Below are 10,550 nucleotides of genomic sequence, written 5' to 3'. Positions count from 1 at the left end.
GACGTTGATTCATCATCCTTGAATAGACACCGCACGAGAAAATGCGTATGCATTTTCGAGGAGTCTCGTAGATTCCCTTCCCAAAAACAACATTATCGTTTAACAGAGCCTATTAATTATAAGCCTGTTTTAATTACGTTAATATCCGACTATTTAAAAAACCGCCAAAAGGCGGCCAAAAAAAGAGGAAGATCAGAAGAATGTTTCTCTTTATAGGGGTTTGTAAGGGGCTGTAATACGGGGTTCTTCAAGGTCCAGGTTTTGGTCGTTACGTTAGCGATCTATCGTTGAATTGTGGGGTAGTGAATCAAGAAGTTATTAAGTTGAAGGCTTACATTCTTTCAGAGGATTGTGGGAATCGATCCCTGCCCTCCAATACAAAAGATTGTCTTTTATTTATTTCAGCGCTCTGCCCGTTCTCCAGTTTGGCCAATCTCAGCTGAATTGATTCTTGCTTCTTTTGCAGGATTTTATATCGAGAATCCAACCGGGCAAGAATGAACTCGAGCTCGGCCAGCTGATTTTCCTCATTTGTTATCCTTACATTCATTTTTGCCGTTAAGCCGATAAGGTCGCCCAGCAATTGCTCGATTCTTTCCGTACGCTGCTGTGAATTATCCCTGCATTTGTTGCCGGAATGAAAATTTTCTCTTTCCCCCACACCATCACCTCCTTCAATTATTTTGAATCCCGGTCTTACGTTTCTACCGGACTGAATTCTTCTTGTTTCAAATTTGGCTGCTTTGGTCCGACAAAGCGGACAGACTCCGCCACGACTTCGGTTACGTACACCCTTTTGCCTTCCTGATTGTCGTAATGTCTTGTTTGGATCCGTCCGGTTATACCGATAATCGATCCTTTTCGGCAATATTGGACGGTGTTTTCAGCCGTTTTCTTCCAGAGGGTGCAATAGACGAAATCAGCATCGTACTGACCATCATTATTGCGAAAATTTCTGCTTACTGCCAAGGTTACATTTGATACGGCTTTTCCTTCTGGTGTGTAACGCAGCTCAGGGTCTCTCGCCAGCCTGCCAACCAATGTTACTTGATTTATCAAACAAACAACTCCTTTCGTAACGAATACCCTCATCATAAAGAATTTGCTTCTTCCAGTAAAATCGACAAATTACCGCAGGACGAAAATTTCCGCTTAGAAAAACAATCTATTTTGCTTCTAAAAAAGTCATTTTGTACATATACTATTCATTAAAAATGTTTTTTACACAATTTTTAATTTTTTTCGACCTTTTTCGTTGTACTAATTTTCTTATGTCTTTTTTCTTTCCTATTCTGTTATGTATCAGGTATGCTATAGGTAGAAAATGGGCGGAATACTTGTTGAATTATGGATGCTGTATAGGGGAAAATACGAAGAATGGAGGGATCGGATGAAGACATTTAAATTAATTTCTCTGCAAATTGTAACAAAAGAAAAAGCATACATTGATATCCCGCTGACTGATGGCCTTATCATTAATAAAGAAGATGAAGGCAATACGTGGATCATCGAGGCTTTTGTAGCGAATGAATATTTCAGCAACCTTGAACCGTTTGTTTCTACCGGCCAAGAAATCAATGTACAGGCCGTGATTACGAAAAAAGATAATGATCCGGCAACCTTTAAAACGGTCGTAGACACGCTTAGGAAAGTAGACGGACATGTTATCATCCTCTTGGAAGGACATCTTCAAAAGACCCGCAGCAAATATGCCGAGCTTCTGCTTGAAGATTTGATCAGGCAAGGCGCCGATGGTAATGAATTAATAACGCAATTTAAAGAAAAAATGCGATCCCGTCCGAAATTGACCACAACGAGTAAAAAATAATTTGGGATAAAAAACTGGCTGCTGAGACGATAAGAACAAGACGAAAAGCTGAGACCCTCTTGGGGGCCCGCCGTTTCTGACATGTTCATCATTTCAGTTAGCCAGTCTTTTTGTTTAGGAATTTTTATTCATTATTATTTTCATCATCACCTAAACCATCACCATCAATTATACCTTCATCATCCGCGCCGTTGTTGCCATTGCCGCCGTTGTTATTGCCGTTGTTGCCGTTGTTATTGCCGTTGTTGCCGTTATCATCATTCAAGCCATCGTTCATATCATCATTTTCGATGCCTTCATCGCCATTCTGACCAGGATCCATGTCTACATTATTGTCCTGTTGTTCTTCCGTATTGTTATCATCTTCTGGTGGTGGATTGTTGTTATCATCATTGTTACATCCAGTCATTAACATCGCTGATAATAATGATCCACCAATAAGAGCCATTAGCCGCTTTTGCATGGACAGTAACCTCCCTTCGCAATTAGTGGACTATAAATATGTCCTGCTGCTATTTTGCCCGCATTCGATAAAATATTGCATTTTAGTCAAAAAAAATAAGCCGATTAGAAAAGCGTAAGCGCCCTGGTCAGCCCCAACAGGCATAAGACGAACCGCGAGGAGGCAGTTCCTAAAGTAAAACAGCGGTTTGGCTTATGACCCGAGGGGCTGGGCGCTGTAGCTACACCTACCAAAATTAAAAAATTTATACTTTCTTATAAAGAAAACTCGTCGATTGACGAGCCCTTTAAGGCTAAGACAGAGACACAGCTGCACTTATGCAGAAAGCCCGGCCTTTAACGTATTATGTATCGACACAAGTTATCCAGCCAAAATTATGACTCCTTATCACCGAAGCCAAACATAATTTCTGTTTCACATGCCAGCTCACCATCGACTGTGGCCACTGCTTTTCCTTTTCCGAAAGAACCGCGGATTCGTACCATTTCGACCTCAAGCCTCAGCTGATCCCCAGGCTTTACCTGCCGTTTAAAGCGGCAATTATCAATTCCTGTGAAGAACGCCAGGCGGCCTTTATATTCCTCCTGCCTAAGCATCGCCACTGCGCCGACTTGGGCCAGTGCTTCGACAATCAACACGCCAGGCATTACAGGATAGTCAGGGAAATGTCCATTAAAAAACTGCTCATTTGCCGTAACATTTTTAATGCCGACCGCTCTTTTACCATCTTCCACCTCGATTATTTTATCAACAAGCAAAAATGGGTACCGGTGTCTGATTATTTCCTTTATTTGAGTGATATCAAGCATACTTTTTCCCTCCATTAAAAATTTTTCTTTTCCAATCATACCACGAACGTATGGGACGACACTACCCGGACCATATTTCCTTTAGTCTTAGATACATCAGACATGACAAAGGGTCTGAATGAGCATTCAGACCCTCTTGAACAATTATATATCTTTATTAACAAGGTCAACAATATGAGTCCATGTCGACTTTTTAAATACATCAGACACATTGCCTCCACCGATCACACTATAGCCGATGACCGCGCCTACCGAAACACTTACAGCAATAAGCACCGTTACGATGATCAATCTTAGCCAAATGGGCAAAAGTCTGATTTTTACCCGTTCTTCTGCCTGTTCTTTCTTGTTTTCCTGCTGACTATATTCTTCTTTGGTTAATTGTTTTTCTTCCATGCTAATGTACGTAATCCCCTTTTACAGTATTAACTGTCCATAAGATTATCTTAACGGATACCATTAATTAAGCCAAGCATTTGATCAGCCATTGTGACAGATCTTGAATTAAATTGGTATTGTCGCTGTACATTCATCAAATCTGTCATTTCTTTTGAGAGCTCGACGTTCGAACTCTCCAAAACTCCTTGGCGTAAGGAAATATCATCTCTTAATCCGCCGTTCAACGCCGTCATAATATCTTCTTCCCCTACCCCGAGTTGATCGATATTAGCCGGTAGTCCAAGAAGGTTTTCACCAATTTGCTCTAAAAATTGCGGCTTTTTCACGGAGACAATACCAAGATTAAAGGTTTGTGTTCCATCATTATCTGTTTGCACCTGGAGCTGTCCTTCTTTTGAGAAGGTCAGCTTGTTTGCTCTCCCATTTATGACAATTGGCGTATCATTTTCGTCGAGAACCGGGTACCCTTTTCCGGTAACGAGCATCATTTGCTCTGGATTATTCGAAACAGGTGTCAAATAGAAGGCACCATCTCTTGTGAACCGGACATTTTCTCCATTATTATCAGCCACACGAACCCGGAAGAATAAATCTTCTCTTTCAAGCGCGACATCGAGGTTTCGTTCTGTGCTTTTAATGTTTCCTTGAGAAAGAACCAGTTGGCTCTGGCTTATTCTTGCTCCCGTGCCCTGTCTAATCCCAAGCGGAGTTAATCTTCCTGTTTCGTTTTCCCGTCTTTGATTATTAAACGCCTGGACGAGCAAATCATTGAAATAAGATTCCTTGCGTTTATATCCATTCGTTTCGATATTGGAAATGTTATTGCTGATGATATCCATTTTATGCTGCAACTGGCCCAATGTGTTCGTTGCGGTAATCATCGTTCTATTCATCGTTATTCCCCCTAGGACAGGACTGGCACAAGCTGTATAGACTACGCCATTTTTATGTTCATTACCATTACATTTTTATAACATATCGATAAATAATTTATCCAATCCGACCAATTTCATTGACTGCCTTTTCCATGCTTCGATCATATGCCTGTAATATCTTTTGGTTTGCTTCAAATGAACGATATGCTGACATCATATCTGTCATTGTCCGTGACGCATCGACATTCGATCCTTCGATGAAACCTTGTTGCATTCCGAAGGTTATATTGCCTTCATTATAAGCATTAGCAAGCGGTTGGTCAGGCGAGCGATAAAGACCGTCCCCTTCTTTAATGAGCGTGTATGGATTTTCAGCAAAACCAATTCCAATCCGGGCAACCTGCTGATTATTCTCCATGATTATCCCGTTCTCGTTCACCGTGAAATTCTCGCTGTTCAGCTGAATTCGGTTATTATTTTCATCAAGAACGTAATATCCTTGCGGAGTTGTCAAAAAACCCTGTCCGTCTAGAGTAAAGTTCCCATTTCTCGTATAGCGCGGCTCTCCGCCGGCATTAGCTATTGTAAAAAATACAGTTCCTCTCATGCCGTTTTCATTATTGATCGGCATTTCGCCATCCACAAGCGCAATATCTGTATTCCGTTGTGTCACTTGAGGATCTCCCTGGAAGAACTTTGGTGCTGCCTCCTGCATATAAACGCCCGTATTCAAATACCCAACCTGGGAATTGATCGGCAGATGCAGTCCCTTTTCAGTAGGAATAGACTTTGATCCGAGGCGGTGTAACAACATTTCCGGGAATGACCGGACACTTGATTGGTCAGCTTTAAATCCCGGTGTATTGGCATTGGCCATATTATTTGAGAGCATTTCCGTTCGTCGTTGCTGCGCAAGCATTCCGGAGGCCGCCGTAAAAAAACCTCTTAACATATTCTCACCTCTATTTGGTAACGTGAAATCCTGTACTAGTAAATGGAAAAAGCAATATATATATGTTATCGGCTAGAAGCAGTGATGTTTTAAGTTTCGAAGGAAGGATTTGTGCCGAGCCTTTTCAAAAACACAGGAATCTTTTTAAATAAACCATAAGGGCCTTTTGTTTCTTCTCTGGGCCCTTATCATTGATGCTGTTAAATCCAGAAAGCAGATTCTTTGCAGTGAGAAATTTGATCAGCCTAATTTTCGTCGTGATAGCTTATCGATATTCTCCAGCATCATGCCTGTACCGATTGCCACGCATTTCATCGGCTCCTCTGCTATTAACACCGGTACCTTCAATTGATCAGCAAGCAATAGATCCATGCCATGCAATAATGCACCGCCGCCTGTTAAAATGACTCCGCGGTCAATTATATCAGCAGATAGCTCTGGAGGGGTGCGCTCTAATACACTTTTTGCTCCATAGACAATCCCCGCTACAGATTCACGAAGTGCTTCCTCAATTTCATCTGAGCTAACGGAAATCGTTCTTGGCAGCCCTGAAATCATGTCACGTCCACGAATCTCCATTTCTTCGTTACGGGCACCAGGGAACACAGTACCAACATTAATTTTAATGTTCTCAGCTGTACGTTCCCCGATCAACAGCTTATATTTACGCTTAATATGATTCAAGATTTCACTGTCGAATTTATCTCCTGCAACCCTGATGGATGATGAAGTAACGATGTTTCCCATAGAAAGCATCGCGATATCAGTGGTTCCGCCTCCGATATCGATAATCATGTTACCAAACGGATGGAAAATATCCATTCCGGCTCCGATGGCCGCTACCTTAGGTTCTTCTTCCAGATAGACTTTCTTTCCGCCGCTCTTTTCAGCAGCTTCCTTGATTGCCTTTTGCTCGACGCTTGTAATGTTAGCCGGACAGCAAATCAAAATACGCGGCTTAGACAAAAACCCTTTAACATTCAGCTTATTTATGAAATATTTCAGCATGGATTCTGTCACATCAAAGTCTGCAATAACCCCATCCTTCAAGGGACGCATGGCCACTATATTTCCTGGGGTACGCCCGACCATTCTTCTGGCTTCTTCGCCTACTGCAAGGACGCGATTCGTATTTTTATCAATGGCTACTACTGATGGTTCATTTAAAACGATTCCTTTGCCTTTGACATGTATTAAAACATTGGCAGTTCCAAGATCGATTCCAATATCTCTAGCAAACATAATTCTTATTTCCTCCTTGTACATCACATAAAGCCTTCTATCCTAATTTTTAATTTTATCATACGAATTAGGCCAAAAGAAGGGGTCAAAGCAAAAAAAGTAAAATTTTGCATATTATTGTCGAAAAATCTTTTTTTGTTCATAATAATAACCGGGTCATACCGCGACGATGCAGATGCATCTGATTGATCTTTCAAACAGATGGTATCTTTTAATCGCCGCGGCTTCCCGGTTGTCATTAAAAGCTTTTTATTTTACAACCTCTTCTTCTCTTTCTGAACGCTTATATTTCAGCTTCGTCGCCTCGCCGCCGCGCAGGTGGCGGATGGATTTATGGTAATCTAGAATATCTTTTACCTCATTTGCAAGATCGGGATTAATTTCGGGTAGTCTTTCGGTTAAATCCTTATGGACAGTACTTTTGGAGACGCCAAACTCCTTCGCGATCACGCGAACCGTTTTCTTTGTTTCCACGATATACTTTCCTATCTTGATAGTTCTTTCTTTGATGTAATCGTGCACACCACTCGCCCTCCCCAAATTGGATGTGAGAAGTGTGAAATGAGTTTCGCTCCAACTTAAGAAATACTGCTTCCCCAGACAAAATGTATAATATATACTCAACTAAATGTATGAAATATAATAAACGATCACTCACCTCAAACACTCTCACTTTAGTATCGTTTTATAGAAGTTTATTAGCTTGGTTAAAGATATATGCACAAATTACGGAATAGGGACGAGGTGTTCCACAATATTTCTGAAATTTCTTATTAAATTCCAACATAAAAACCCGTGCTAAGACGGGTTTTCTTTACCAAATTTTCAGTTGTTAATGGGCACGTAGCATGTTTGTTTTGTATGTTTAATTTTAGTTTTGTGTAGAATTCTTGGTATCTTTTGTAGTGTCACTGTTCTCTTCGGAATCTTCAGGCTGGTCAGTGCTTTTATCTGACTCAGCATCTTTTTCCTCATCGGATGTTTCATCTGACGGTTGACCGCCTTCATCTTCAGTGGATTTGTCATCGGATGATTTAACTGCTTCATCTTCTGTCGCTTTATCCTCTGTGGCCGGTTCTTCAACATCATCTTCCGTTGCTTTTTCCGAGTTAGTTTCAGTGCCTTCCGCTTTTTCAGTCATTTCTTCGATAGAAGAAAGCTGCTTTTCAACCAGGTCAATTGGGTTTAGCGCAACATTATCTTTTCGGATTTCAAAGTGAACATGGACACCTGCATCTTCATTCAATAAGCTTTTACCTGCTTTAGCAAGAGCTTGTCCTTGCTTCACTTCATCGCCAACCGCTACTTCTATGTCCTTTACGGATTGATAATGAGTAACAACGCCATTATCATGCTCGATTGTAATTTCATTTCCAAGCAATGCGTCTTCTTTGACGTTCTTAACAATACCGCTTAAGGAAGCTACTACATCAAATGTTTTGCCATCTTCCATTGCAATATCGATGCCTTTGTTCGGCTCGTATCTATTATTGTAAGATACTAGAGCAGCTTCTTGCTCTTCCTTCGTTCCATTTTCGGCATCATAAAATTGCTTTTTGATCACCATTGCTTTGCTATCGGTTACAGGCATTTTAATATTTTCAAGCTTGCTGTTTACTTCAATTGCAGGCTCTTTGAAATTCTTGCCTGTTTCCGTTTCTTTGGCAGGGTTCGCTGAATCAGTGAAACCGTTCTGGATGATTAAAGCTGCTGCCAAAATGATTGCTGCGCTTGCGATATAGATGGCTGGTAGTGCCCAACGCTTCTTTAATATGCGCTGGAATATAGATTTTCGAGAAGTGTGTTTCTTTTCTTCCTCTCTCATTATTATCACCTCAGCAATCATTCTGAACAGATTGGAGGAATTATATACCTTCTTTTCAAAAAAACTTTTTTTGCTTATCTTTTGTTAAGCGTTTGCTTTTTATACATTTATTTTTTTTTGCTTCTCTTTGCATGGTAAAATGAGCATATCTTATTTGAAAGAAGTTGTAGGAATGAAGAAATTTATGCGCAGTATATTGATTGTTTTGCCCTTTATTTATATGGCGGTTATCTGGATTTTGTCCAGTTTGCCGGATAATGCAGTGGTGGAGCTGCCTGATCGTTCCATAGACCGTTTTACTAAAGAAGCCTTGCATCTTGTGGAGTTTGCGATTCTTTATATGCTGTTTGCGGCGGCGCTGGCTTCCGTTGGTAAGCTAACCCCTGCTTTCAGTCTCCTGGCAGCTTTGGCTGCGGGGTTTTACGGGGTCATTGATGAAATTCACCAATACTTTGTACCCTCGCGCAGTGCCAGCTTAATTGATGTTTTAAAAGACTGGATTGGCGTTGCGGCCGCCTATTTCCATGTCCGATACCATTATTTTAAACATAATCGGGGCTTTTTGAAGCTTATCGAAAAATTGGACAATAAAAAATAAGAGATGGAGCCTCCCCTTGTAGGCTCCATCTCTATTTTTTTTATCTTTTCGCTGTCATGGTTTTCAATAGGCTGTCTGAGGATTGAATCGCAACCCCTTTGTAATAATATTTCACGATATCCTCATATTTGCTGCCTTCAAGGGCCATGCCATTAGCCCCGTACTGGCTCATTCCGACTCCATGTCCATAGCCTTTGGTAGAGATAATGATGTTATCTCCTTTCCGCTCCCAGCTAAAATCAGCCGACCTTAAATCAAGGGCTACGCGAATCTCTTTTCCTGTCAGCTTTTTACCTCCGAAATTGACTGTGGCTACCCGCTTTCCAGGTGTTCTTTTTGTAATTGTGCCAATGCTTTCTCCATCTGAAACCGTAACACCCAGCTTTTTCTCAAAATCGGTAACAGAAATAGCGGTTCTGCTATGGAACTTCGGCGAGTCCTTATCCCACTTGCTCGGGACACTCTTCAAATATGGCAATTCACTTTCCCAGTACGCTTCAGAATTTTCCGTATAGCCGTTGCTCGTAGAAAAGAAGCTGGGCGTTATCGGCTTTCCATCATAAGTCAGGATCTGTCCTTTTGTATCATTAACTGCTTTGGATATTTTTTTGATCTTCCACTCATAATCTGTGCCCCATCTTTTCTTTAGCTCATCATTATTGTTATAAACCTGGTGCGTGACAGTGTCGGTAACATCGGCGCCTTTCGGGAGGTCAGCCGCATTCTTGGTCAACATTTGGTTCACAATATACGTACGCGCTGCCAGAGCCTGGGCCTTTAATGCCTCCAGCTCGAAATCTGCCGGCATTTCAGCGGAGATTACGCCGGTAACATATGCTTCAAGCGGCAGCTGCTGAATCTCCTTGGTTTCCGTCCGGTAAACAGCGACTTCAACAGCCGGGGAATTGATCTCTTCCGGACTTTCCCTTTTCTGCTCTAGCTTTTCTGATAACTTTCCATTTGCCTGATTCGTCGAGAATGGAAGCACAAGCATAGCCGGAATCATTATGATGACAAATGCTGATACTACAAATAGTGTGATCATCGGTTTAATCGTTTTCAATACTCCTGGGCCTCCCTATATGGTAGTCTCACTTAAATGTATGGGGTGGGACAAGCATTTATGACTAACAATTCGGTCGGCTATTATACGTCAAATGGAGTAATTGGTGCATTGATCGCTCATTTATTTCGGTAATCGTTCATATATCCTGGCTACCGCTCCTTTATCCTAGCATCGCTCATATATTCTGGTAATCGCTCATATATCTCAGCCATCGCTCATATATTCCAGAAACCGCTCATATATTCAAATAATCGCTCATAACCATGAAAATCCTCGCTTTCTCAGCCGTAAAAAATGGATTTTTTAGATCAAATGATCTTTTGAGAAAAAAACTCCCACCATTTTAGCGAATATATCCCGACATCGTTCATATTTTCCGGTCATCGCTCATATCTCTCAGCCATCGCTCATATTTTCTGTTCATCGCTCATATATCTCAGCCATCGCTCATATATTCCAGAAACCGCTCATATATTCAAATAATCGCTCATAA

General features: G+C 41.3%; 13 protein-coding genes. 2 read left to right on the top strand and 11 right to left on the bottom strand.

Annotated features, from left to right (window positions below; genetic code table 11):
- Nucleotides 1–331 precede the first annotated feature (331 nt).
- Entirely contained in the window at nt 332–661 is a 330-nt protein-coding gene (locus D0463_RS18720; RefSeq protein WP_117308867.1) for a hypothetical protein, read from the bottom strand.
- Between the two features lie 35 nt (nt 662–696).
- A complete protein-coding gene (ssb, locus tag D0463_RS18715) occupies nt 697–1,059 on the bottom strand; it encodes a single-stranded DNA-binding protein (RefSeq protein WP_117308866.1) in 363 nt (120 codons plus the stop codon).
- A gap of 331 nt (nt 1,060–1,390) precedes the next feature.
- On the opposite strand from ssb, the gene D0463_RS18710 reads away from it, so the two are divergent.
- Nucleotides 1,391–1,828 (top strand): YwpF family protein, encoded by a 438-nt coding sequence (locus tag D0463_RS18710; RefSeq protein WP_117308865.1) that lies wholly within the window; start codon nt 1,391–1,393, stop codon nt 1,826–1,828.
- A 124-nt stretch (nt 1,829–1,952) separates the two neighbouring features.
- Here the strand turns inward: D0463_RS18710 and D0463_RS18705 are convergent, their stop codons facing one another.
- The 8 genes from D0463_RS18705 to spoIIQ all read right to left on the bottom strand — a co-directional run bounded on the left by D0463_RS18705 (nt 1,953) and on the right by spoIIQ (nt 8,393).
- On the bottom strand, nt 1,953–2,291 hold the full coding sequence (locus D0463_RS18705; RefSeq protein WP_117308864.1) for a hypothetical protein: 339 nt from the start codon (nt 2,289–2,291) through the stop codon (nt 1,953–1,955).
- A 374-nt stretch (nt 2,292–2,665) separates the two neighbouring features.
- Complete coding sequence (gene fabZ / locus D0463_RS18700; RefSeq protein WP_117308863.1) at nt 2,666–3,100, bottom strand: 3-hydroxyacyl-ACP dehydratase FabZ; 435 nt, start codon at nt 3,098–3,100, stop codon at nt 2,666–2,668.
- A 144-nt stretch (nt 3,101–3,244) separates the two neighbouring features.
- Nucleotides 3,245–3,496 (bottom strand): DNA-directed RNA polymerase subunit beta, encoded by a 252-nt coding sequence (locus D0463_RS18695; protein WP_117308862.1) that lies wholly within the window; start codon nt 3,494–3,496, stop codon nt 3,245–3,247.
- 50 nt (nt 3,497–3,546) lie between these two features.
- Complete coding sequence (locus tag D0463_RS18690) at nt 3,547–4,392, bottom strand: flagellar hook-basal body protein (protein WP_117308861.1); 846 nt, start codon at nt 4,390–4,392, stop codon at nt 3,547–3,549.
- Between the two features lie 97 nt (nt 4,393–4,489).
- The gene (locus D0463_RS18685; protein WP_117308860.1) at nt 4,490–5,326 is read right to left on the bottom strand and encodes a flagellar hook-basal body protein; all 837 of its coding nucleotides are present in this window, start codon (nt 5,324–5,326) and stop codon (nt 4,490–4,492) included.
- A 240-nt stretch (nt 5,327–5,566) separates the two neighbouring features.
- Nucleotides 5,567–6,568, bottom strand: a complete 1,002-nt coding sequence (mreB, locus tag D0463_RS18680) for a rod shape-determining protein (protein WP_117308859.1) — start codon at nt 6,566–6,568, stop codon at nt 5,567–5,569.
- Nucleotides 6,569–6,817: 249 nt separating this feature from the next.
- Nucleotides 6,818–7,090 carry a sporulation transcriptional regulator SpoIIID gene (spoIIID, locus tag D0463_RS18670; RefSeq protein WP_117308857.1) on the bottom strand — a complete coding sequence of 91 codons (273 nt, stop codon included), beginning with the start codon at nt 7,088–7,090 and terminating at the stop codon, nt 6,818–6,820.
- Nucleotides 7,091–7,439: 349 nt separating this feature from the next.
- Entirely contained in the window at nt 7,440–8,393 is a 954-nt protein-coding gene (gene spoIIQ / locus D0463_RS18665; protein ID WP_117308856.1) for a stage II sporulation protein SpoIIQ, read from the bottom strand.
- Between the two features lie 172 nt (nt 8,394–8,565).
- On the opposite strand from spoIIQ, the gene D0463_RS18660 reads away from it, so the two are divergent.
- Nucleotides 8,566–8,991, top strand: coding sequence for a VanZ family protein (locus D0463_RS18660; protein ID WP_483295755.1), 426 nt, complete (start codon nt 8,566–8,568; stop codon nt 8,989–8,991).
- A gap of 40 nt (nt 8,992–9,031) precedes the next feature.
- On the opposite strand, the gene spoIID is transcribed toward D0463_RS18660, so the two are convergent.
- Nucleotides 9,032–10,054 carry a stage II sporulation protein D gene (gene spoIID, locus D0463_RS18655; RefSeq protein WP_117308854.1) on the bottom strand — a complete coding sequence of 341 codons (1,023 nt, stop codon included), beginning with the start codon at nt 10,052–10,054 and terminating at the stop codon, nt 9,032–9,034.
- Nucleotides 10,055–10,550: the final 496 nt, after the last annotated feature.

Source organism: Bacillus sp. V59.32b, assembly GCF_003429085.1.
Taxonomy (GTDB): Bacteria; Bacillota; Bacilli; order Bacillales; family DSM-1321; genus Peribacillus.
Note: the sequence above shows the minus strand (reverse complement) of the source record. Positions and strands in the feature narration are given on the sequence as shown.

Bases quoted from the DNA above. Each gene is read 5' to 3' on its own strand.
- D0463_RS18710 (WP_117308865.1), top strand. From the start codon at position 1,391: ATGAAGACATTTAAATTAATTTCTCTGCAAATTGTAACAAAAGAAAAA.
- D0463_RS18685 (WP_117308860.1), bottom strand. From the start codon at position 5,326: ATGTTAAGAGGTTTTTTTACGGCGGCCTCCGGAATGCTTGCGCAGCAA.
- D0463_RS18705 (WP_117308864.1), bottom strand. From the start codon at position 2,291: ATGCAAAAGCGGCTAATGGCTCTTATTGGTGGATCATTATTATCAGCG.
- D0463_RS18660 (WP_483295755.1), top strand. From the start codon at position 8,566: ATGAAGAAATTTATGCGCAGTATATTGATTGTTTTGCCCTTTATTTAT.
- fabZ (WP_117308863.1), bottom strand. From the start codon at position 3,100: ATGCTTGATATCACTCAAATAAAGGAAATAATCAGACACCGGTACCCA.
- mreB (WP_117308859.1), bottom strand. From the start codon at position 6,568: ATGTTTGCTAGAGATATTGGAATCGATCTTGGAACTGCCAATGTTTTA.
- D0463_RS18690 (WP_117308861.1), bottom strand. From the start codon at position 4,392: ATGAATAGAACGATGATTACCGCAACGAACACATTGGGCCAGTTGCAG.
- spoIIQ (WP_117308856.1), bottom strand. From the start codon at position 8,393: ATGAGAGAGGAAGAAAAGAAACACACTTCTCGAAAATCTATATTCCAG.
- D0463_RS18695 (WP_117308862.1), bottom strand. From the start codon at position 3,496: ATGGAAGAAAAACAATTAACCAAAGAAGAATATAGTCAGCAGGAAAAC.